This window comes from Vreelandella neptunia, from assembly GCF_000712975.1.
In the GTDB taxonomy this organism is placed as follows: Bacteria; Pseudomonadota; Gammaproteobacteria; order Pseudomonadales; family Halomonadaceae; genus Vreelandella; species Vreelandella qaidamensis.
Map to the genome: position 1 here is coordinate 118,139 of NZ_JHQL01000002.1, position 21,639 is coordinate 139,777.

The following is a 21,639-nucleotide window of genomic DNA, read 5'->3' on the forward strand; positions in this document are numbered from 1 at the left end:
GCTGCCCTGTTAAGTCTAGAGGTGACGTATGATCGAGTCTCAGCAGATCGCAATTCTAGAAGCCTTTGACGCAGCACGAGCAGCACAGCCTCGCCTGCCCGCAATTGAAATTGCCGAACGCTTATCGATCAGCGAAGGTGAACTTCAAGCCGCGCGCTTAGGCCGTGACGTATGGACGCTGCCACTCGCTCCAAAAGATGTTGCAGCTCGCTTCCCTCTGTTAGGCCGAGTCAAAGCACTCACTCGTTCTCGTTTAGCCGTGCTTGAACAAACCGGCGATTACCCTGACCTCAACGGCGGACCGCAAACCGGCTTGCTGCTTGACCCAGGTGGCTTAGATTTACGGCTGCTGTTTTCCCATTGGCACTGGGCCTGCCTGATCCGTGACCCGGTGCCCATGGGTAACGAAACAGCCCAGTGGCGCTGGAGCCTACAAGTTTTCAACCAACATGGTTGCGCCATTCATAAGAGCTTTGCGCTGGAAAATCCGCTACCTCGCCACTGGGGAGCGCTAGCCGCACTGGGCACCATGGATACTCCCGCGTTTACCCAGTGCGTTCCTCGCTTAAAGCGCGCCCTCCCGGAAGCGCCAACGCTAGCCAGCGAATGGGCGGCGATGTGCGATGTGCATCAATTCTTCGCCCTCCTTCAGCGCCACCACCTTGAGCGTCTCGAAGCCAACCAACTAATGGAAGGCCGCTATACGCACGCACTTCCCGTCGATGCCCTGGAAAATTTGTTAACTAACGCAAGTCAGCGCGCACTGCCACTGATGTTGTTTGTGGCAAGCCCCGGTTGCGTGCAGATTCGCACTGGAATAGTGCCCGTGCCCCAGCGCGCCCGCGGCTGGCTAAACCTATTTGGCGAGCAGTTCACCCTGCATCTTAATGACACCGCCATTGAGCAAGTGTGGCAGGTCAGCAAGCCTAACCGCGACGGTGGCGTTACCAGCGTAGAAGCCTTTGATGCCGAGGGCTCTTTAGTGCTGCAAATTTACGCAGAGCGCCAGGAAGGTCGCGTGGAGCGGCCCGAGTGGCGACAGTTGCTAACTGAACTCGGCAGCCAAGAGGCCGTGGCATGAGCACCACACGCGTCGCACGCCAGTCACTTGCCGCGCTATTGGTTGGCTGGTTAACCATTGGCGGGGCGCTAGCTAATGAACGCTGGGTCATTTTGGGCGGCGATATCGCTGAAACTATCGCCGCGCTTGGTGCGGATATCGAGGTCGTTGCCCGCGACGATACGGTGCTCCACCCGCCAGAAATGGCCGCACTGCCTTCGGTAGGCTACCTGCGCCAGTTGTCGGCAGAAAGCGTACTTTCAGTGGTGCCGGATCGTGTATTGGCAGCGGGACATTCCGGCCCGAAAGAAGTGCTGGAACAACTAGAGGCTGTGGGTGTAACGGTTGATGTTATTGAGGCATCTGCTGATCTTTCCTCGATTGCCGAAAAAGTCCGCACAGTGGCTCAGCACACGCAACGCCAACAAAGGGGTGACGAGTTGGCAACCTCACTCACCGCCACCCTTGAGCGATTGGCAGCCCTTCCCCCGCTGCCTGGCACGCGAGCGATGTTTATTCTTCACCATAGCGGCCTAACACCGCGAGTCGCTGGCAACGACACCGCCGCCCATACCGCCTTGGAGGCCGTTGGAATCGACAATGCTTTTGGCAATATGGCGGGGTATCAAAGCGTTGCGGCAGAGGCCCTGGCCAAAGAAGCACCCACGCTGGTAATTATGTCCCAGCGGGGGTTAGACGCGCTGGGCGGTGAAAACGCGTTATGGCAGCTACCGGGTATGCGCTTAACACCCGCAGGACGCGAACAGCGGCTTATTGTGATTGATGATCAGGCGCTGCTTGGTTTTGGCCCTCGCACGCCTGACCAGCTATTTACCCTGCGCCAAAATATTGAAGCACTGCTTGGCACAGAGCAGGTCAGCCGATGATCACCAGCGCTTCCCATGATCGTTATCGCCCCTTATTACCGCTTAGTCGAACAGCACGCGTGTTAAGTGGCCTTACACTGGCGTTATTGATCGCCATTGGCTGGGGTTCTGCTTCAGGCGCGTTAGGCGTGTCACCCTGGGCACTCATCAATGGCAGCGCAGATGAGCTCAGTGTTCAAGTGTGGTGGCAGCTACGCCTACCGCGCCTGCTCTTGGGGGTTGCCGTGGGAGCAATGCTGGCGGGCAGTGGTGCCGCCATGCAGGGGCTATTTAGAAACCCATTGGCCGACCCTACTCTGCTTGGGCTCGCCAGCGGCGCGGGGCTATTTGTAGCGCTTTGGATTGTACTATTTCAGGGCAGCGCTGCTGGTAGCCTTTACGGCCAGTTTGCAGCGGGCTTTCTCGGTGCGCTTAGCGTTTGCTTAGTGGTGTTTGGCATTGCCAAGCGCCAAGGGGGTGGCAGTGCCGCCGTTATGTCACTGCTACTAGCAGGTTTGGCAATCAACACCTTAGCAGGCGCTGGGGGCGGCGTACTGGCGTTTATTGCCAGCGATGAACAGCTTCGTCAGCTCAGTTTATGGGGAATGGGCACGCTTACCAACGCTCTGTGGCGCACCACCGCCATAGCCCTTGTCCTTATTGCTGTTGCCCTATGGCTGTTAATACGCAGCACTCGTGAGCTTGACCTACTTCAGCTAGGCGAATCTACCGCCCATGCGGCAGGCTTGGATGCCACCCGGCTCAAACGCCGCGTGGTCGTTGCTACCTCGCTGGGCGTAGGGCTGTGCGTCGCGCTGACCGGCGTGATTGGCTTTCTTGGGTTGCTCGTCCCCCACTGCCTGCGACTTTGGCTCGGGCCTGGTCATCGCCTGCTGCTACCCGCCTCTATGTTAGGCGGTGCACTACTGCTAGCGGTCGCCGACACCCTGGCACGCACCCTCGGCGCCCCGGCCGAAATTCCCGTCGGGCTGTTAACTAGCCTACTGGGCGGCCCCTATTTCCTTTACCTTCTAATGCGTCGGAATCGGGCATGCTAACCCTACATCAAGCGGGCTTCACCACCACGCCCTCTATCGCACCGCTGGACGACACCCTTCACCCTGGCGAGCTACTCGCTATTGTCGGCCCCAATGGCGCGGGCAAAAGCACACTACTTAGCATGCTGTCAGGGTTTCGCCCCTGTGAAGAAGGCGAGCTACACCTGGATGGCAAACGTCTAAGTGATTGGCCAATCAGCGAGCTTGCCAATCGCCGGGCGCTGGTCGCCCAGCAAGAGTTGCCCGGCTTTGATTGGCAAACCTTTGAGCTGGTGAGCTTAGGCAGCAACCCTAGTAACGCACTGATTGCGGAACTGCTGCATGACTTAGACCTGATACATTTAGCCAAACGCAGCGTGCTCTCACTTTCAGGCGGCGAACGCCAGCGGGTAATGATTGCGCGAGGTGCCTGCCAGCTACTCTCACGACGCTCACCTACCGCCAAAGATGGTGGTCTTTTACTGCTGGATGAGCCCACTAGTGCACTCGACATCGGCCAGCAGCAGCGCTTAATGCGCCAGCTGCGCACTTGGGCAGAACGGCACCATATAGCCATTGTCTGCGTGCTTCACGACCTCAATCTCGCAGGCACTTATGCCGACCGGGTATGGCTGTTGCACCAAGGTCAACGCATTGCCCACGGCACGCCAGCCGAGGTGCTTGATCCTCAACGCATAGCGGCTATCTATCATGCCGATATTACTGCATTGAGCCACCCAGCATCACATCGATCAGGTATTGCCACTTGGCTCGCGCTAGCGCGTTAGCCATACCTGATCCAACGTCATAAGAGGAACAAACGATCACTACAAAAAAATGACTCAAAAAACGATACAAAAAGCTGTACAAAAACATCACAAAATTTAGACTTGAGGATAGGAGATTATCAGCCAATGAGGTGATGCTATGTCGTCAACGCTTCCCCCGCGCCTTACACTTGAAGAACTCTCACAACGCACAAATACCTCCTTTCCACTTCCAGAGGTAGAGTTACTGGGGCTCGATATGGGCTGGTATATCGTGCGGTTGCATCACCATGATTCAGTTAGTTTGCTGGTCGATGCTCAGGGTGAAACCAAGCGTTTTAGCGGCACGCAGTGGGTCAGCCGTGCACTTGCACCGCTTGGCTTTACTCACGGTGTACTCACCTGGGCAGACGCCGTCGATGAAATGATCGGCAACGACACCCCGCCAGTTTCTGCACAACAGCGCATGGCTTATGGCGTTCGCGTCGCGTTCGAAACGCGACACTAATTAAGCCACCAACTATTTAGCTTACCGACTGTTTACATCATCAACTGTTTACACCATCAACTATTTACATCATCAACTATCGCGTCACTTTTCCATGATGGTCATGCTGGCTTTACACACCATCATGGCTTTTAACTACGCCTGTCGATAAGATTCATAGTGAGCCATCAAGTGCTTTCAAGTGGTTGTGTTAAAAATTAATTCTCGAAAGGATGGACTCTATGCGCGATGAGGAAAAATACACAAATCTTGAAGAGCAGCTACTTTATCTTCAAAAGCTATTAGATGAAGAAGATACTGCCGCCCTGAGTGAGCTGTTTACTGAGCTTGATATCTTAGCGACTGCGCGCACGCTTGAGTCTTTCCCAACCAAAACTCGCGACCGATTGTGGGAGTTCATTCCTGAAACACTGCTCGGGGAAGTGCTCGCCGAAGTCGATGAAGATATTCGTGCCGACTATATTGAAGATCTTTCTGCCAGCGATGTAGAACAAATCGTTAAAGGCCTAGATGCCCAGGAAGTGGCTGAAGTTCTCGACGTCGCCGATGAAGAGATCAAAACGACTGTCTATGCCAGCTTAGATCAGGAGATCCGCGCCCAGGTTGAGAACCTGCATTCTTATGAAGATGACGTAGTCGGTCGTTACATGGACCCAGAGACGGTCAATGTAAAACAGGGCGTATCACTGGAGGCAGTACAGCGCTATATCCGCATTCATCACCTACTGGATGATGAGTCACAACAGATCATGATTACCGATAAGGATAAGCGGCTGCTGGGCACGCTGACGCTCATTGATCTCATCAAACAACCTCAGGAGAGCGTCGTTGATGAGTATATGGATGTTCCCTTCACGCTAAATGACCAGATGAAGGTGAGCGAGGCTGCCGCTCTACTCCGTTCTAAAGAGCTGCCTTTTGTTCCGGTTTGCGATAGTGACGGTTTGTTAGTGGGCCAGTTGAACGCCGCTGATGTATTAGAAATCACCCAAGATGATGCTGATATGACGTTAAAGCACATGTCGGGCGTCAGCGATGAAGAAGAAGTCTTCACTCCGATACTCCGCAGCGCAAAGAGTCGTGGTATTTGGCTGGGCATTAACTTGCTCACTGCCTTTTTAGCGGCCTTTGTAATTGGACAGTTTGAAGAGGTGCTGGATCAAATTGTAGCGCTGGCCATCCTGATGCCGGTAGTCGCGAGTATGGGCGGGATTGCAGGCAGCCAAACCCTCACTGTGGTGATACGCGGCTTAGCGCTCGGCCAACTGGCCGGTAACAACAAACAGTGGCTCTATAACAAAGAGCTGTGGGTGGGGATGAGCAACGGCTTGGTGTGGGCGCTAGTCGTCGGTGGTATTTCTTATCTGTGGTTCAACGACCCGCTGATTACGCTGGTGATTACGTTGGCCATCTTTGTAAATATGAGTCTGGCTAACTTATCGGGCGTGCTGATTCCCTTAGTGTTAAAAAGATTTCAGATAGATCCCGCATTATCAGGTGCCGTCATTTTAACCACGGTTACTGATGTGGTCGGTTTTCTATCGTTCTTAGGGCTCGCGACAGTAATTATTTTGTGAGCAACACTACTCATCACTTAAGCAGGTGGGACATCGTTCTATTTGCCTGCTAACATTTATCTCGCCCTGCTTACCTGTGCAAAACTCTGCAGCCCCGCGAATGCGGGGTTTTTCACGTTAGGCTATTTTAACGACTGTTTGCCAAGGATTTTCCATGCTCCCCGATTACTCCGTCATCGCGTGGGTGTTGATCGTATTTTCTGTTTACCTGACCGGCGTTTCAAAAGGCGGCTTTGCAGGTGGTTTTGGCACCCTTTCGGTACCGTTGATGGCGCTGGCGATTAGCCCTACCCAAGCAGCAGGCTTGTTACTGCCACTATTGCTCGTCATGGATGTGTTTGCGGTGAAGGCATGGTGGGGAAAACAGTCCAATGCTGAAGTCTGGCGCTTTGTGCCGGGGCTATTTATTGGTGTCACGGTAGGCACGCTGCTATTTGGTAGCCTCAGCGAAGAGGGCGTACGTTTAGTACTCGGTATTATTTCCGTCGCGTTTGCAGCTTATATGTTGCTGAAGCCTGTCGCGAAGAAGCCGATTTCAACCCGCTGGGCGCTGCCTGCCGCCAGCGTTTGTGGGTTTACCAGCTTTATTGCCCATGCAGGCGCACCACCGCTAAACATTTACTTGATGCCACGCAAACTCTCTAAAGAGACCTTTATTGCCACCTGCACGGTTATTTACGCGGTAGTGAATGTCATTAAGTTAGGCCCGTATATGTGGCTTGGCGAAGTCAATGTAACCAGCGCCTGGGCGTCGCTGCTGTTAGTGCCGGTAGCATGGATCGGCGTGCGCAATGGGCTGTGGCTGCAAAGCCGCGTCAACGAAGCGCTATTTTATCGCCTGGTAATCCTGGCCATGTTCGTGGTGGGAATTAACTTGGTTTGGCAAGCGGTAGCCTAGTGCATGCTTAAAGTGCCACCAGTAAAAGTCCGCTCAGCATGATCAGTGTGCCCAAGGCTTTTGCCCTAGAAGCGGGTTCTTTTAGCCACAACACGCCCATTAATACACCGACTGGAATAGAGAGCTGGCGTAACGCCACGACATAACTCACTTCGTCAGTCAGCGCCATTGCCATGAGTACCAAACCATAAGTGCAGGTCATCATCAGTCCTGTGACCACCAGCATCACTAGCCCCTGCTGGCGGAGTAAGGGCAGCCGGCGACGTTCTGCGGGTAGCAGCGCCAGCAGCGGAATCGCCCAGGTCAACGTCATCACTGCTTGTAGCACCATAAACACCGCGCCTGCGGTTAAACTGCTATGGCCTGCTATCTGCATCAACGCCAGCGCCTGTTTATCTACCAGCGAATAGCCCACCGTGCCTGCAGCTGCCAACAGTGCAAACCCCATGGCCGGTGTTAAATAGGTCGATAGCCTGCGCGCCTCTGGGTGGCTTAGTGGCAGGCAGAGTGCGCCTACCACCACCAAGGCCATGCCGATGCCATCCCGCACATCCAACGCGCGATTGCCGAGCAGCGCAATAGACACTAGCGGCACAAGCACCACCGGCAGCGCCCGTGCGATGGGATACAGAACGCTGACTTCCCCACGCGCATAAGCCCAGGCTAAGCCGCCCATATAGAGCATTTGGCACAACCCGGAAAGCACCAACCATCCCCAAAATGTGTTGGGTAGCGCCGCTAATGATGGCCCAAGCCACACCAGCGGCAGCAGCAACGCACCGCCTGACCCGTAAGCCAAGGCAAAAAATGCCAGTGACGGTGCATGACGCTTACCCAATACATTCCATCCAGCATGCATACATACCGAAAACAGCACTAACGCTAGTGCGGCTGGACTCAAGGCCGCTCTCCCCGCTGTAAACGAGCATTAATGGCATCCACAACGCTTGGCAGCTCGGCGATGGTGGCAATGCTGTAGTGCGGTTTTGAGGGGGCAAATTGAGCGGCCACTCGCTCATGGGCTGCACGGCGTTCGCTATCGCTCAGCGCTTGATACTGGTCATAATGAAGCCCCAAAGCATTACCCGAACAGGTGAGTGCGACCGTCCACATTCCAGCACTGCGCCCTTCTAGAATGCCGGGTGTGGTGTCATCTACTTTAATGCAGGCAGCGACATCGCTGATGCCTAAGGCAATCACATTGGCCAGCGCCTGGGCAGGGTGTGGTCGGCCACTGGGCACCTCATCAGTGGCCACCACATGATCTACCTGCAGTCCGTTATCAACGGCTAGCGCCACTACCTTTTCCATCACCACCGCTGGATAGCCGGAGCAGGAACCTATTTTCAGACCTTGCCCTCGTAACCAGGTGAGCGTATCAAGTGCGCCAGGAATCACCGCCGAGTGGTCGGCAATTTTGGCAATCTGCAACGGCATAAACCGTTCATAAAGCGCCGTTACATCGGCATCAGTCGGCAGGTGGCCCACCGCCTGGAGAAAGCGCTCGGCTATCTCAAGCTGATTGCACAGCGTGCGGATATGATCCCATTTGCCCATGCCCATCGGGCCGCGTGCTTCTTCTAGGCTGATCGCCACACCCATTTCGGCAAAAGCTTCAACAAATATCTGGGTCGGTGCAAAGGAGCCAAAATCGACCAGCGTGCCCGCCCAGTCACAAATCACCGCCTGCAGGCATTGGGGAGATTGATAATGCATCAGGCACTCCTTGATTCAGAAAAGAGAGAAACACCCATCTTCGTCAGGGTGTCTTGAATAACGCTGAGTAACTGTTCAATCACCGCCGCATCCAATTGGCCAATGCAACCGATGCGAAAACTTTCGACGTCAGTTAACTTGCCCGGGTAGATCAAAAAGCCACGCGACTTCAGCGCTGCGTAGAAGGTCTTAAATTCAAACGCAGGGTCGGTAGGACTCAAAAAAGTGGTGATAATCGGCGATAGCCATTGATCTTCTAAAAGTGTGCTGAAGCCTAACGCCCGCATGCCTTTTACCAGTACATCACGATTGTGGGTATAACGTGCGCAGCGCCCCGGCACACCACCCTCTTCCCGGTGCTGGTCAAGCGCCGCTTGGAAGGCCACCACCGTATGAGTGGGTGGGGTAAAGCGCCACTGGCCAGTGCGCTCCATGTAGTCCCACTGAGCGTATAAATCCAGGCTCAGCGAGTGGGCGCGTCCCTTACCAGCAGCAAGTAGCGTCTGGCGAATGATCACAAACCCAAAGCCCGGTACGCCTTCGATGCACTTATTGGCAGAAGAGATCAGCACATCAATAGGCGTTTTTGTCAGACTGATCGGTATGCCCCCAAACGAACTCATGGCGTCTACAATCAGCGTTTTTCCGTGAGCGCGCACCACCTCAGCGATGGCGTCGAGCGGGTTCAAAATCCCTGAGCTGGTTTCGCAATGAACTAGAAACACTGCGGTAATGTCAGCATCTTGCTGTAGCAGTGTCGCCACTTCGTCGGGTTGCGGCGGTAAGTAGTCACCTTTGTCCAACGTCACATAACGGCGGCCCATCATAGCGAGCAGTTGAGCAGCCCGTTTGCCGTAAGCACCGTTCATTAACACCAACACTTTGCCACTAGGGTCAGTTGCGCAGGCCAGTGCACTTTCAACGGCGAAAGTGCCGCTGCCCTGCATCGGCACGCAGGCATACGTGTCACTTGCCGCCTCGGCCATGGTAAGCAGTTGCGCACGCACGTCTGCAGTCACACGGTTAAAATCGTCATCCCAGGAGCCCCAGTCACGCAACATGGCTGCTTTGGTCGCATGGGAGGTGGTTAGTGGTCCTGGGGTTAAAAGGTAAGGCACTTTTAGATTACTCATCATTTTGGTCTATACCAGATTATAAGCACACATTAGCGGCTGGCATAGCGGGCTTTTTAGCCCGCCTGACGCCAACGCTGAGCGTTGGTTAAGAGAACGTGGGTAAGCGCAGCGTGAAGCAGTTTAACCACCAGCGAGGTCAGGAAAATCAGCACAGCCATGGCCGCGGCGCTAGCAAAATAGCCCGCCTCATCCAAATGCAGTACCGCTACCGAAGCAAGCCGCGTATCGCTGTTATAGAGGAACACTACCGCAGACACTGTCGTCATCGCATTGACGAATAGGTAGACAGAAATATCCAACACGGCAGGCAGCGATACCGGCAACGTCACGCGGCTAAACGTGGTCCAGAACGGTACTTTTAACGAAGCCCCCACGGCCTCAAACTCTGGATCTAGCTGTTTCAGCGCGGTGACAGAGGTGAGGTGACACACCGTATAGAAGTGCACTAGCGTGTTGAGCACCAGGATCGCCATGGTCCCGTACAGCCAATTAAAGGGGTTTCCTGCCTGGTTGAAAAAGAAGATATAAGCCAGGCCCAGCACCATGCCCGGCACCGCCATGGGTAGCATGGCCATAAAATGCAAACCTTGGCGCAATGGGCGATAGCCTTCACTCTTTTCTATCAGCCATGCATTAAAGAAAATAACCAGTGTCCCCACTAACGCGACGCTAAATGCCAGCTTGAGGGAGTTGAACCACGCCCCCCAGCCACCGCCCGCTAAACCTTGAAAGGTGTAATGCTGCAGCGTGAACGACAGGTTATAGGGCCAAAATTGTATGAGCGACGCATACACTGCGGTACCAATAACCAGCAGAATAACGCCCGCAACCGAATAACACAGCAGCGCAAACGTCCAGTCTCGCAACGGGTTAGGCGTTGGTTGCCATGGCACTGCCCGAGCCGAAAGCTGAGCCACTTGGCGTTTTTGTATCCAGCGGTCAACGATGAACGATAGCACCGCAGGCATTAGCAAAATAACGCTAACCACCGCGCCCATTTGGAAGTTCTGCTGCCCCACCACTTGGCGATACACATCGGTGGCAAGTACGCTAAATTGGCCGCCAATAATTTTCGGCACACCAAAGTCGGTAATGGCTAGCGTAAAGACGACGAACAGGCATGAAATCAGCCCGTAACGCACCCCTGGCAGGGTAATCGTCAAAAACGTACGCCACTTCGGCGTGCCCAGTGCTTCTGCTGCTTCATAGAGGCGTGCATCGCTATTGGTCAGTGCAGTGGTAAGCAGCATTAGCGCATGGGGAAAAATCCAAAAACTCATGCCCATTACAATGCCAATCGGTCCATAAATCGAATGACCAGCCAGCACGTCGCTCAAAAAACCCTGGTTACCAAACAGATACACCAAGCTAATGGCGGGTAGCAACGAAGGTGCCAAAATGGGCAAAATCGCCAACATTCGAAAGAGCCGTTTGCCTGGCATACAGGTACGGGTAATGCCGTAGGCGCATAAAAAAGCGAGCCCAGCGACGACCACCGTCGTGGTGAACGCAACGCGCAATGAATTGGCAATCGAATTGACCAATGCTGGCGTTTGAAAATACTGTACGAAGTTAGCTAGCCCAATAAAGTCGCCGCTGCGGTCTTGCAGGCTTTTCACCAACATCGCAAATAGCGGAAACAGCAGGCCGAACACTAACAGCGCCACGCCCGCTAGCAGCACAATCAGGCGTATTAATGCTTCCAGCGAAGGCGTTGATGCAGTCGCTAAAGATGTACTCGCCTTCATGACTGGTTGCTCCCTGCCGGGTATAGACGGGCAGCATCGGCAGGCAAGTGAATCCCCAGGGTTTGCCCTAGTCGCAACCCTAGTGTGGCGCTATCGCGGCTGGGAACATCAGCCAGCAACCGTTGCTCGGTACCGTTAAGTCGCAGCGATACCCGCTGAAATGCACCTAAAAATTCAATGCCCATGACATCACCGCTCAGCTCAGAGATGCTGACACTAAGCGCGACTGCTTCGGGGCGAATGGCCAATTGAGCTGCTTGGTCTTTCGCGTAGGCATGCGGCAAGCAAGGGCATGAAATAGTGCCTAGCAACGCGTGGTTATTCGCCTGTGCGGTCACCTCTAGAAAATTCATCGTGCCGATAAATGACGCCACAAAAGCGCTAGCAGGCTGGTGGTAGATCTCGGCAGGCGTGCCCACTTGTTCGATCACTCCGTGGTTCATCACCACGATACGATCAGCCATGGTGAGCGCCTCTTCTTGATCGTGGGTCACCATAATGGTGGTCACGCCAAGACGCGCCTGTAGGGCTTTGATCTGATGTCGCAAATGGCCGCGTACTCTCGCATCCAGCGCTGAGAGCGGTTCATCCAGCAGTAACAGGCCAGGCTCAGTCGCCAGCGCTCGTGCCAACGCAACCCGCTGCTGCTGCCCGCCAGAAAGCGCGGCAGGGTATTTATGTTCGCTACCGCTAAGATCAACGAGTGCCAGTAACTCCGCCACGCGGGCATGAATAGTCGCCCGATCACTGCGGCGGTTGCGCAACCCGTAGGCAACGTTATCGAACACCGACAGATTGGGAAACAGCGCATAAGATTGGAACACAATGCCAAAATCCCGCGCCTGCGGGGGCAGCGTGGAAATATTCTTGCCACGCTGAATTAGGCTACCTGATGTTTGCTGAGTTAAGCCTGCAATGGTGCGCAATAGCGTTGTTTTGCCACAGCCAGAAGGCCCTAAAAAGCAGACAAACTCGCCTTCCTGAATCTGTAGCGCAATGCTGTCCAGCGCGGTAAAGCTACCGAAGCGCTTAGTGACGCCATCTATGCTTAGGTGCGCAGAGGGTAAATGGGGTTTCGCCGCCGAGTGAGCCGTCAGCGGCGATGTCAGTGTGGTCTGCATAACATCTCCAAGCCCCGGCCTTGGCCGGGGCAACTGATTCGTGCTTACTGTTCGGTTTTACCGTCGTAGCGGCGCTGCCACTCTGCCAGCACGCGCTCACGGTTAACCGCGGCCCACTGGAAATCGGCATCAATCATGCGATCCGCAATGTCAGCGGGGTAGTTTTCAATCGGCTGTGCCACACCTGGGTAGGCCACTACGGCGTAGCCTTCGTTATAGAGTTCGTTAGCCTCACGGGAAACGGCCCAATCCATCAGCGTTTGTGCAGCTTCCTGTTTGGCGGTACCCGCAACGATAGCGGCAGCCTCCATATCCCAGCCAAGACCCTCTTCAGGGAAGACCACTTCAATCGGTGCACCTTGGGATTTCAAACGTGCCCCGCGGAAGGCAAATGACACGCCAACCACTGCTTCCCCGGTGGCCGCCAGGCTGCAAGGAGCAGAGCCAGAGTGGGTGTAACGGGAAATGTTGTTATGCAGACGGTCCATGTAGTCCCAACCTTGCTCTTCACCCCACAGCTGCATCCAGCTGACCACGTCCAGATAGCCGGTGCCGGAGGAGTTGGGGTTAGGCATGATCACATGCCCTTCAAACTCAGGCTGGGTCAGGTCTTCCCAGGAGGTCGGCATGGGCACACCCTGTCGCTCGCCTTCAATGGTGTTGTAGCAAATGGCTGCTACCCAGGCGTCCATGCCTACCCACGCGGGGTCTTCACCGTTACGGTATGCCGCATCAATAAATTTGGGATCGAGATTTTCAACGCCAGCGGGGGCGTAGCGTTCAAGCATGCCCTCTTCTTCAAGCACCAGCAGACTGGTAGCGGCTAAGCCCCAGATAACGTCTGCCTGGGGATTATCTTTTTCCGCCAGCAGACGCGCAGTAATCACGCCCGTAGAGTCTCGCACCCAGTTAATGGTGATATCGGGGTGGGCGGCATTGAAGCGTTCGGCGTATTTTTGCAGGTCATCTGACTCAACGGCGGTGTACACCGTTAACTCAGTGGCACTAGCCATAGAAGAGAAGGCAACGGCAGCTGTCGCAAGCAAAGCAGTTGCCATCTGATTAGGTTGGAAAAAGCGGTGAAGTGTCGACATGGTAGGCTCCCAGCGTTTTGGTATAGACCAGGAGTTTGCCGACATTAAATGACAGTGCGATGACGCTTGTTTGACCGATTTTTGAAGTTGTATTGTGACCCTTTACGGGCGTTATCACATAGCCGCCATCATCGCCACGCGCTATTGCTGACCAGAAAGGTCAACGCTGATACACAGAGAGTCATGCAGCCAGTGCTCCTCATCAAACTCAATCGGGCGCTGCTGATCGTCGAAAATAGCGCGACAAATGTTCAGCCCTGCAGTGCCTGGGGCAACAAGTAACTCTTCAGCATCTAAGGGCGACAACGCTTCAGACACCATGCGTATTGAGCGATTGGCCAAGTGATGCCCCCAACGCTCTCTTAACAGCCCCCATAGCGACTGTCCGCTGTAGATATCTAATAGCTCGGGCGCACACTCTGGCACTACCCAAAGCGACTCCACCAGTACAGCGCGATCATCCACGTAACGGCGACGGCGAATATGGTGGAACGGCTGGTCATCAGCCAGTTCCAGGGCACGGGCAGCCGCCAGGTGTGGGCGGGTTTCAAGCATCAGAACCGCTGTACGTGGTTGCCGCCCCTGAGCGCGCACATAGTCGTTAAAACCTGCATCCCGGGTGGGGTCATACACCAGCCTAGCCGGTGAAATAAACCAGCCGCGCCGGTTGCTGCGGTGAATAAGCCCTTCTCCCTCCAGTTGTGCCAACGCTTGGCGCAACGTAACGCGGGTCGTAGAGAAGCGCTCTGCCAACGCTCGTTCTGCGGGTAACTTGCCTTCCCACTGCGTGGCATGCTGAGTGATTAAATAACGAAGTTGCTCTGTTAACTGTAAATAGTAAGCATCAGGCATGCGCCGATTTTCCTGATAGATCGTTGGCCGATGAAGCGCCTGACGACGCTGCCATTCGCCAGTCTAAACGCCGCCACCCTTCCACACTAGCGACCTCCGCCAGCACGGGGTCAGGGTTAACCGCCACTGGGCAGTCGACATACTGCAGTAGCGGGATATCATTGCGAGAATCTGAGTAGAACATGGTATGACTGGGGGTAATGTTTTGCTCGGTTAACCACTGTTGAAAACGCAGCACCTTTCCACCGCGGTAAGAGAGCACGCCTTTGCTATGTCCGGTGTAGTTCGCCCCACTTGCCGCATGTTCAACACTCAGCTCTACCGCCAACACATGTTCAATCCCTAACATCGTCGCAATCGGTGCGACCAAGTGATGCGATGACGCAGAAATGAGCACCAGGGTGTCGCCTGACTGACGGTGTGCTTCCAAGCAGCGCCACGCTTGATCAAAAATACGTGGTTGCAAATGAGTAGCGACAAAGCGCTCAACTTCTTTTTGCACATCCACCACCCGGCGCCCCCGCAGGGGAGCCAAGGTCATTGCTAAGTACTCCTCTAACTTTAACTTACCGGCGTGATAAGCCTGCTGCATCTGCTCGGCACGGGCTATAAAGGTTTCGGCGTCGCTGATCCAGCCCTGCTCGATCATCCATAAATTCCAGCGGTCACTGCAGTCTCCATCCAGGAGGGTGTCGTCAAGGTCAAACAGGGCAAGGCGCATGAGGCACTCCTTTTTTCACGAGTTCGTTTTTTCACGAGTTCGGCGGCGCGTAGCGTATGCCAACGACGATGACAAGACGATGACGCCCTGACTGAAAATCGGAGTTGCCGATAAAAACTGCTGATCATGGTGCCTGACAGTGAAAATTATGGCATTAACCACGTTGCCGCAAATTCATCGGCAGGTAGGGGATGACCAAACCAATAGCCCTGTGCTTCGCTGCAGCCCATTTTTGCTAGCAAATCGGCTTGAGCCGGGCTTTCAACACCTTCTGCGAGGGTTTTCATATCTAGCGTGTCGGCCATGGCGATAATTGTTTGCACGATCGCACGATCATGATGGTTATCCAGCATGTCACGCACAAACGAAATATCTATCTTTAACGCATCTGCAGCGAAACGACGTAAATAAGAGAGTGATGAGTAGCCCGTGCCAAAGTCATCAATAAACAGCGCGTAGCCTGCCCGCCGCATCGAATGAGTAATCGTGACCGCTTGATCGGGATCGCGCATAAAATCGCTTTCGGTTAGCTCTAATGCAATCGCACCAGGCGGTACACCGGTGGTCAACTTAGCCACATGCGCGGTTAATTGAGGATCGGCAAACTGTTGGGCAGAAATATTGATGGATAATTTACCCGGCAATGGCGTGTGTTTGGCTTGCCAAACGCCTAGCTGGCTTGCCGCTTCCTCCAACACCCAATCGCCCAGCATTCGGATTAGGCCACGCTCTTCTGCCAAAGGGATAAATTCGCCAGGGCTTACCCATCCCCACTCAGGGTCATACCAGCGACAAAGCGCTTCAGCCCCGGTTAGGGTTTTGTCTGCCAGACTAAACTGGGGTTGGAAGTAGAGCTCCAAACGATGCCCAAGAATAGCTTGATGCAATCGCTCGGTCATCCATTGTCGACGCTCTAAGGCATGCCGCATCGTCTGTGTATAGGGGCAAACGCTATTGTCACGTCGTTTTGCATGATGCAGGGCAATGCTGGCTGCGTTAAACAGCTCACCAGCGTCCGATACATCGTTAGGATAACTGGCAACACCAACACTGACATCAAGGTTAAAAACGCGATGCTCAAGCTGAATGGGACGTTTAATAATCTCACATAGCTGCAGCATTATTTCTTGGAGATGAACATCCTCTACACTGGGCAAGAGTATCGTAAACTCATCACCAGACAGTCGCGCAACAGCACACTTGGGAAAATTGGCTTGCTGCAACCGCTTGGCTACGGTCGCCAATAACTGGTCGCCTACTTGATGACCATGTAAATCGTTTACCTCTTTAAAGCGCCGAATATCTATTAGCAGTAACGAGAGAGAGTGATTTTGCCGGGTAGCTTCTTTTCCCATGCTAGCCAATAGCTCAATGAAGCGCGCGCGGTTGGGTAAACCGGTGGTGCCATCGGTATAAGCGAGGCGGTGCATATGCCGATGGTCGCGGCGACGCTCTAATTCAGCAGCAGCACCTGTTGAAAGAATTTGTAGCACAGACGTTGCAAAGGCGTTGGTGGTGAGTGGTGATTGATAAAACACCATCATCACGCCAATAGCATCCCCCTTGGCATTATCTAAACGTCTGCCGATCCAGGCTTGGGTACCCAGCGAAGTTCCTGGCAACATAAAAGACTGGCCGCTTTGTGCAACACTTTCCCCTTCAAAAACAACCTTCTCAGCCGGCGTCCCACACAACATAAATGTTTGATTATCAACTAATTTACCACTTGCCACTAAGCTCACTGTGTGAGTTGTCATCGCTGGCAGCAACGTGCTTTTACGGGCGGCTGTTGAGCCCGTGTACTGGGGTACAGGTTGATCTAGCAAGGCGATAAACCCAGCATCAGCTTCTAATAAAGTGACCAACGTTGTAATCAATTGATGAAAGTAATCATCCCCCACTCGTGACGTTACAGTGGAGGCGACTTGCACAACCGCCTCTTGCACGCGCTGTGATTCTTGTTGATCGGTTACATCAGAGATAAAGCCTTCAAGATAGGCAACCTGTCCTGCATTCCCCATGACAGCCTGCCCTTGCTCCCACATCCAGCGATGGCTGCCATCCCGATGGCGCAGTCTGTAGACAACGCGATAAGGCTGACGCTGCTGAATTGCCTGCTGTACGGCTAGATATAGACGATTTTGATCAGCCTCGTGTATCAGGGAGGCAAAACTTAAGAGCCTATTATCTTGTAAATCATCCGGGTGATAGCCCGTCAGCGCCTCGGCTCCTTGACTCACCAACTGCATCGTCCAATGACGATCATTGAGGCACCGATAGGCCATCCCCGGAAGATGGTTAAGCAGCGTATTTAAACGCCTTTCACTTTCGCGAGCGACACCTTCGCTGTGGCGAAGTGCTTCTTCGGCTTGGCAACGGCTCAGCTCTGCGCCTGCTTGAGCAGCCACAATGCGTAAGATTTCATTTTCAAGGCCATCCGGCTGCATCGGTTGATTACTTAATACCGCTAAAATACCAATAACCGGGCCATCTGCAGAAAACAGAGGCAACCCCATATAACTTTCAGCACTAAGCTGCCCAAGCAACATATCATTAGGAAAGTGCGCTTGGACATCACAGGCATAAAAACAGGGCTCACGTCCTAAAACGTTTTCACACGGCGTTCCAGCAAGTGGATAAGAAAAATTGTCCTGATAACAGCCATTTGACCAAACGGCCAACGTTGTGGCCCTATGAGGCGTATCGACAACAGCGATTAAAGCATGATCAACACCAAGCAAACCGGCAAGTTGCTCGACAAGCGTTGCGTAAAAATCAGGCGTACCGCTTCGTCCCAGCCCTTCTGCCAACTGGCGAAAGATCTCTGCCGCTTCGTTCCTGGTGTGCATTGGCGCACTCACTTTTGTCATTCTAGAAACAGCTGTCCGCAAAGCGCTGTTTTAATAAATTACAGCGAACTACAGCATAAACAGCTATTTTACTGATTTACAATGCCTACATATGGCAATACCAGCGCATGCTGATTCCATGCTTGTACTCATAGAATATGCCCTTGTGGCTGATCGCTGTGTTGGACAGCACGTTTGGAGATAACATGACGGGCCCTTCAGCCGAAGATGAAACGCTTTATGCTTCGCTCACCAATGAGCTTCCCGCCTTTCTTACGGAAGCACTGCTGCAAACGGCGAGTTTACCTTCGTTACCTGCCGTTGCGTTGCAGGTACTCGAAGTCGCTCGCTCTCCCCACGCCCCTCTGGGCGAGTATGCGCGTGTCATTGAACGTGATCCTGGGTTAACAGCACGTCTAATCGCGGTCGCTAATAGTGTCTATTACCTACGCTCGGCTCCCCCAGCACAAACCAGCTTAGAAGCGACGCAACGCCTGGGCCTGGATGCCACACTTGCTACCGTACTGAGCTTCACACTACTGCCCTGGCCGCCGACAGAAACCGTGGTTATTCAAACATGGCGGCGTGCCATTGTTGCAGCGGTAGTGGCAGGTAAACTGGCTAACCAACTCTGCCCTACGAAAGTGGGCAGCGCGTTCACACTTGCCCTACTACAAGACATCGGCATATTGGCAATCATTACCACCTATCCTGACGAAGCAGATACACTATACGCTGATTACCAAGCGTCCCATGCACAGTTAATCAACGCAGAGCGCCACTGCTTTGGCAGTGATCATACGCGAATTGGCGCCTGGTTAGCCGCGAAGTGGGGCCTACCTTCTCCCATCGTGCGGGCTATTTACCAAAGCCATGATGGCTTTGTAACCGATGACATGGAGACTCTTTGCTTACGTTTATCAGGCGCTATCGCTGATGCTTGGCTTAGCCCTGAACCAAGTGTGTCGTTAGCGCTATTACTAAAACAGATAGCCATCGCGGAGACAGTGCCAACACATGCAATTGAAGCACTCTTGCACCGACTACCCGAAGAGATAGACCTATTAACGGACATTCTTAACCTTACGGCACCGTCGTCTATCGACAGCCATGCACTGCTAGCAGAAGCCAAACATTTGCTTTATCAACACTCACTAGCACTTACCGCACGGTTAGATGATCAACAGCAGCAGTTGAATACATTACAGTTGCACAACGCTGCATTAGAAAAACGCAGCCGTATTGACTCACTTACCCAGCTTGCTAACCGTGCTTGGTTAGAAAAACAGCTCGAAGAGCGCTTTGCTCTTTGTAACGAGCAACGCCGCACTATGTCGGTCATATTCATTGATTTAGACCATTTTAAAGTGCTGAACGACCGCTATGGTCATCAGGCCGGTGACTTGATTTTAGAGCGGTTTGGTAAAACGCTGGCGTCGTTAATTCGAAAAGGTGATTTAGCTGGGCGCTACGGCGGCGAAGAATTTTTAATTATCTTGCCTGATGAAACATCTCAAGCCGCTAAACAGTTAGCTGAACGGATTGAACTGCATTTAAAAGAGCAACCTATGCTAACCGTAGATCAGGAAGCGCTATATATAACAGCTTCCATGGGCATTGCGTGTTTAAGTGATGGCAATTTCCGCAATGAACGCGATCTAATAGATGCCGCCGACCAAAGCATGTACTTCATCAAACGCTCTGGCCGTCGGGGCATCTCTGTTTATGGTCAAGATTAGCCATGCCAATAGTAACCGTTATTCTTTTATTATCTGTTCATTGCCTCTGGTAGATATAACGCAATCTCTGGAAAGAGGTGCATAAAGGCAATTGCTAGCAGCATCAGTAAAAAGAACGGCAACGTAGCTTTCGTGATAGTGACAATATCTTTTCCTGTAAGCCCCTGAATTACAAATAGATTAAATCCAACAGGCGGGGTGATTTGCGACATTTCCACCACAATCACAAGATAGATACCGAACCAAATCAAATCGAAACCAGCAGCGCTAATGACCGGCATGATAATCGCAGTCACTAATAAAATCAGCGAAATACCATCCAGAAAACAGCCCATAATCAGTAGCAATAGCGTTAAAGCTACTAACAGCATTGTAGGCGATAACCCCATCTCACCAATCGCCCGTGCCAATTGCATCGGTACCTGAGTAAAACCCATTGCTGAGGTGAGAAACGACGCACCGGCAATAATAAAGGCGATCATGCATGCAGTACGCACGGCGGCAAATAACGAGCTGGTAAAGATGTCGCGATTAAAGTGGCCATTAAAATGCGCAATAACCATCGACAGCACAACGCCCACCGCTGCAGCTTCTGTTGGTGATGCAAGGCCTCCATAAATCGATACGATAATACCGCCAATAAGCAGCAGAATTGGCACCAGCGACCAGGTATTGCGCAGCTTCTCAACGAAGCTCATACCCGACTCATCAGCACCGGTTAACCCGTTTCGATTACCTTTCAACAGAGCCCACAACACGAGATAGGTCATGAACATGGCTAAGATCATCAGCCCTGGTCCAATACCTGCCATAAATAACCGAGTAATGGACTGCTCAGTCACTACACCATATACAATCAACACAATGGAAGGCGGAATGAGTAGTCCCAGCGTCGATGCGCTAGCCAAAGTGCCAATGGCCATATTGCTGTCATAGCCGCGCCGCTCGAGTTCCGGCAGGGTCATTTTCCCCACCGTGGCACAGGTCGCTGCCGAAGAGCCACAAACAGCGGCAAACATGCCACTACCAATGATATTGGTATGCAACAGGCGACCCGGTAGGCGGTTTAACCAAGGTGACAAGCCACGAAACATGTTGTCAGCCAGGCCTGAGCGAAACAGAATCTCACCCATCCAGATAAACATCGGCAACGCCGTTAAATCCCAGCCATAGCTCGCTCCCCAAAAATCCGAGGCAAGAATAGGGCCGGGGTCAAAAGGACTAAAAAACTGAAGGGCAACCCAGGCAGTGCCAATTAGAGCAAAGGCAATCCAGACGCCACTGCCTAACAGCACCACGAGGGTAAAAATAGTAACCAAACTGAGTAATAGCACGAGGGTATCTCCCGAGTAGCGTCTTAATGCGCTTCGTTGTCGTCGATGGCGGTCACTTCACGGAAGCTCGCAGGGTCGCGAATGGCAATGCGCAGCGCTATCCACAGTGCCTCCATCAGCGCCAATGCCAACAGCCCTACCCCAACAATCAATACTGATTGAGGTATCCACAAGGGAATAGATAAAAAGCCTGACGACACGTCGTTGTATTGAAGGCTTTCCCTGGCTAATCCAATTAAGCCGTAGGCCAGCAAAAGGCTGATCACTACCGCAACAAGCAATCCAAACACCTCAAACCAGACGCGGACTGCAGCAGGTAGACGCGAGATAAGTAGCGTCACCCTAATATGGGCATGATGAACAAAGGTGTAGGCCAGCCCAAGAAATGTGGCGCCTACTAACAGATATGAAGCCATCTCAGACACGCCGGTGATGCTCACGCCAAGTCGGCTAAGGCCAACCAAAACCAGCAGCGCATCTACTAAGCGAAACGTGACCTGCAGTGCGATAAGTGCACAAATAGCCACCATACACGCGGCCGCACCCCAGGCACCGAGGCGGTAGAGTTTGTCGAATTTAAACATCATGTTCGCAGTCTCATTGAGCGCGTGGGTGG

Annotated in this window: 19 protein-coding genes; 8 read left to right on the forward strand and 11 right to left on the reverse strand. The window is 53.2% G+C overall.

Translation table 11 applies throughout. The features are described 5' to 3' along the window. Positions 1 to 28 precede the first annotated feature (28 nt). The 7 genes from CR46_RS0105215 to CR46_RS0105245 all read left to right on the forward strand — a co-directional run bounded on the left by CR46_RS0105215 (position 29) and on the right by CR46_RS0105245 (position 6,713). Positions 29 to 1,081, forward strand: coding sequence for a ChuX/HutX family heme-like substrate-binding protein (locus CR46_RS0105215; RefSeq protein ID WP_030070613.1), 1,053 nt, complete (start codon positions 29 to 31; stop codon positions 1,079 to 1,081). Further along, a complete protein-coding gene (locus tag CR46_RS0105220; RefSeq protein WP_030070615.1) occupies positions 1,078 to 1,947 on the forward strand; it encodes a heme/hemin ABC transporter substrate-binding protein in 870 nt (289 codons plus the stop codon). The genes CR46_RS0105215 and CR46_RS0105220 overlap by 4 nt, the downstream gene beginning before the upstream one ends. Next, the gene (locus CR46_RS0105225) at positions 1,944 to 2,984 is read left to right on the forward strand and encodes a FecCD family ABC transporter permease (protein ID WP_051690114.1); all 1,041 of its coding nucleotides are present in this window, start codon (positions 1,944 to 1,946) and stop codon (positions 2,982 to 2,984) included. Before CR46_RS0105220 ends, CR46_RS0105225 begins: the two co-directional genes overlap by 4 nt. Further along, complete coding sequence (locus CR46_RS0105230; protein WP_030070620.1) at positions 2,978 to 3,751, forward strand: ATP-binding cassette domain-containing protein; 774 nt, start codon at positions 2,978 to 2,980, stop codon at positions 3,749 to 3,751. Before CR46_RS0105225 ends, CR46_RS0105230 begins: the two co-directional genes overlap by 7 nt. Positions 3,752 to 3,890: 139 nt before the next feature. After that, on the forward strand, positions 3,891 to 4,238 hold the full coding sequence (locus CR46_RS0105235; RefSeq protein WP_030070622.1) for a DUF6482 family protein: 348 nt from the start codon (positions 3,891 to 3,893) through the stop codon (positions 4,236 to 4,238). Between the two features lie 221 nt (positions 4,239 to 4,459). Further along, entirely contained in the window at positions 4,460 to 5,815 is a 1,356-nt protein-coding gene (gene mgtE, locus CR46_RS0105240; RefSeq protein WP_030070624.1) for a magnesium transporter, read from the forward strand. A 154-nt stretch (positions 5,816 to 5,969) separates the two neighbouring features. After that, positions 5,970 to 6,713 (forward strand): sulfite exporter TauE/SafE family protein, encoded by a 744-nt coding sequence (locus tag CR46_RS0105245; RefSeq protein WP_030070626.1) that lies wholly within the window; start codon positions 5,970 to 5,972, stop codon positions 6,711 to 6,713. A 7-nt stretch (positions 6,714 to 6,720) separates the two neighbouring features. On the opposite strand, the gene CR46_RS0105250 is transcribed toward CR46_RS0105245, so the two are convergent. The 9 genes from CR46_RS0105250 to CR46_RS0105290 form a co-directional block, all read right to left on the reverse strand. Next, positions 6,721 to 7,614 carry an EamA family transporter gene (locus CR46_RS0105250; protein WP_030070628.1) on the reverse strand — a complete coding sequence of 298 codons (894 nt, stop codon included), beginning with the start codon at positions 7,612 to 7,614 and terminating at the stop codon, positions 6,721 to 6,723. Further along, positions 7,611 to 8,429, reverse strand: coding sequence for a phosphonoacetaldehyde hydrolase (gene phnX, locus CR46_RS0105255; RefSeq protein WP_030070630.1), 819 nt, complete (start codon positions 8,427 to 8,429; stop codon positions 7,611 to 7,613). Before phnX ends, CR46_RS0105250 begins: the two co-directional genes overlap by 4 nt. Continuing rightward, positions 8,429 to 9,565: a 2-aminoethylphosphonate--pyruvate transaminase gene (locus CR46_RS0105260; protein WP_030070632.1), complete on the reverse strand. Its 1,137-nt coding sequence runs from the start codon at positions 9,563 to 9,565 to the stop codon at positions 8,429 to 8,431. Before CR46_RS0105260 ends, phnX begins: the two co-directional genes overlap by 1 nt. A 53-nt stretch (positions 9,566 to 9,618) precedes the next feature. Then, on the reverse strand, positions 9,619 to 11,313 hold the full coding sequence (locus CR46_RS0105265) for a putative 2-aminoethylphosphonate ABC transporter permease subunit (RefSeq protein ID WP_030070634.1): 1,695 nt from the start codon (positions 11,311 to 11,313) through the stop codon (positions 9,619 to 9,621). Beyond that, on the reverse strand, positions 11,310 to 12,434 hold the full coding sequence (locus tag CR46_RS0105270) for a putative 2-aminoethylphosphonate ABC transporter ATP-binding protein (RefSeq protein WP_051690115.1): 1,125 nt from the start codon (positions 12,432 to 12,434) through the stop codon (positions 11,310 to 11,312). Before CR46_RS0105270 ends, CR46_RS0105265 begins: the two co-directional genes overlap by 4 nt. A 44-nt stretch (positions 12,435 to 12,478) precedes the next feature. Beyond that, positions 12,479 to 13,528 (reverse strand): putative 2-aminoethylphosphonate ABC transporter substrate-binding protein, encoded by a 1,050-nt coding sequence (locus CR46_RS0105275; RefSeq protein WP_051690116.1) that lies wholly within the window; start codon positions 13,526 to 13,528, stop codon positions 12,479 to 12,481. Positions 13,529 to 13,669: 141 nt separating this feature from the next. Next, positions 13,670 to 14,380, reverse strand: a complete 711-nt coding sequence (locus CR46_RS0105280; protein WP_030070640.1) for a UTRA domain-containing protein — start codon at positions 14,378 to 14,380, stop codon at positions 13,670 to 13,672. Next, positions 14,373 to 15,101 carry an HAD family hydrolase gene (locus CR46_RS0105285; protein ID WP_030070642.1) on the reverse strand — a complete coding sequence of 243 codons (729 nt, stop codon included), beginning with the start codon at positions 15,099 to 15,101 and terminating at the stop codon, positions 14,373 to 14,375. Before CR46_RS0105285 ends, CR46_RS0105280 begins: the two co-directional genes overlap by 8 nt. Positions 15,102 to 15,247: 146 nt before the next feature. Then, complete coding sequence (locus CR46_RS0105290) at positions 15,248 to 17,950, reverse strand: EAL domain-containing protein (protein ID WP_030070644.1); 2,703 nt, start codon at positions 17,948 to 17,950, stop codon at positions 15,248 to 15,250. 206 nt (positions 17,951 to 18,156) lie between these two features. Between CR46_RS0105290 and CR46_RS0105295 the strand changes: the two genes are divergently transcribed. Continuing rightward, a complete protein-coding gene (locus CR46_RS0105295; RefSeq protein ID WP_030070647.1) occupies positions 18,157 to 19,689 on the forward strand; it encodes a GGDEF domain-containing protein in 1,533 nt (510 codons plus the stop codon). A 29-nt stretch (positions 19,690 to 19,718) separates the two neighbouring features. Here CR46_RS0105295 and CR46_RS0105300 read toward each other — a convergent pair whose 3' ends face one another. Both CR46_RS0105300 and CR46_RS0105305 read right to left on the reverse strand, forming a co-directional pair. Next, positions 19,719 to 21,023, reverse strand: a complete 1,305-nt coding sequence (locus tag CR46_RS0105300) for a TRAP transporter large permease (protein WP_030070649.1) — start codon at positions 21,021 to 21,023, stop codon at positions 19,719 to 19,721. Between the two features lie 23 nt (positions 21,024 to 21,046). Continuing rightward, on the reverse strand, positions 21,047 to 21,610 hold the full coding sequence (locus tag CR46_RS0105305; RefSeq protein ID WP_030070650.1) for a TRAP transporter small permease: 564 nt from the start codon (positions 21,608 to 21,610) through the stop codon (positions 21,047 to 21,049). Positions 21,611 to 21,639 lie beyond the last annotated feature (29 nt).

Excerpts from the sequence above, each read along its gene's own strand:
- CR46_RS0105215 (WP_030070613.1), top strand. The coding sequence starts at position 29 with ATGATCGAGTCTCAGCAGATCGCAATTCTAGAAGCCTTTGACGCAGCA.
- CR46_RS0105220 (WP_030070615.1), top strand. The coding sequence starts at position 1,078 with ATGAGCACCACACGCGTCGCACGCCAGTCACTTGCCGCGCTATTGGTT.
- CR46_RS0105225 (WP_051690114.1), top strand. The coding sequence starts at position 1,944 with ATGATCACCAGCGCTTCCCATGATCGTTATCGCCCCTTATTACCGCTT.
- CR46_RS0105230 (WP_030070620.1), top strand. The coding sequence starts at position 2,978 with ATGCTAACCCTACATCAAGCGGGCTTCACCACCACGCCCTCTATCGCA.
- CR46_RS0105235 (WP_030070622.1), top strand. The coding sequence starts at position 3,891 with ATGTCGTCAACGCTTCCCCCGCGCCTTACACTTGAAGAACTCTCACAA.
- mgtE (WP_030070624.1), top strand. The coding sequence starts at position 4,460 with ATGCGCGATGAGGAAAAATACACAAATCTTGAAGAGCAGCTACTTTAT.
- CR46_RS0105245 (WP_030070626.1), top strand. The coding sequence starts at position 5,970 with ATGCTCCCCGATTACTCCGTCATCGCGTGGGTGTTGATCGTATTTTCT.
- phnX (WP_030070630.1), bottom strand. The coding sequence starts at position 8,429 with ATGCATTATCAATCTCCCCAATGCCTGCAGGCGGTGATTTGTGACTGG.
- CR46_RS0105260 (WP_030070632.1), bottom strand. The coding sequence starts at position 9,565 with ATGATGAGTAATCTAAAAGTGCCTTACCTTTTAACCCCAGGACCACTA.
- CR46_RS0105265 (WP_030070634.1), bottom strand. The coding sequence starts at position 11,313 with ATGAAGGCGAGTACATCTTTAGCGACTGCATCAACGCCTTCGCTGGAA.
- CR46_RS0105270 (WP_051690115.1), bottom strand. The coding sequence starts at position 12,434 with ATGCAGACCACACTGACATCGCCGCTGACGGCTCACTCGGCGGCGAAA.
- CR46_RS0105275 (WP_051690116.1), bottom strand. The coding sequence starts at position 13,528 with ATGTCGACACTTCACCGCTTTTTCCAACCTAATCAGATGGCAACTGCT.
- CR46_RS0105280 (WP_030070640.1), bottom strand. The coding sequence starts at position 14,380 with ATGCCTGATGCTTACTATTTACAGTTAACAGAGCAACTTCGTTATTTA.
- CR46_RS0105285 (WP_030070642.1), bottom strand. The coding sequence starts at position 15,101 with ATGCGCCTTGCCCTGTTTGACCTTGACGACACCCTCCTGGATGGAGAC.
- CR46_RS0105290 (WP_030070644.1), bottom strand. The coding sequence starts at position 17,950 with ATGCACACCAGGAACGAAGCGGCAGAGATCTTTCGCCAGTTGGCAGAA.
- CR46_RS0105295 (WP_030070647.1), top strand. The coding sequence starts at position 18,157 with ATGACGGGCCCTTCAGCCGAAGATGAAACGCTTTATGCTTCGCTCACC.
- CR46_RS0105305 (WP_030070650.1), bottom strand. The coding sequence starts at position 21,610 with ATGATGTTTAAATTCGACAAACTCTACCGCCTCGGTGCCTGGGGTGCG.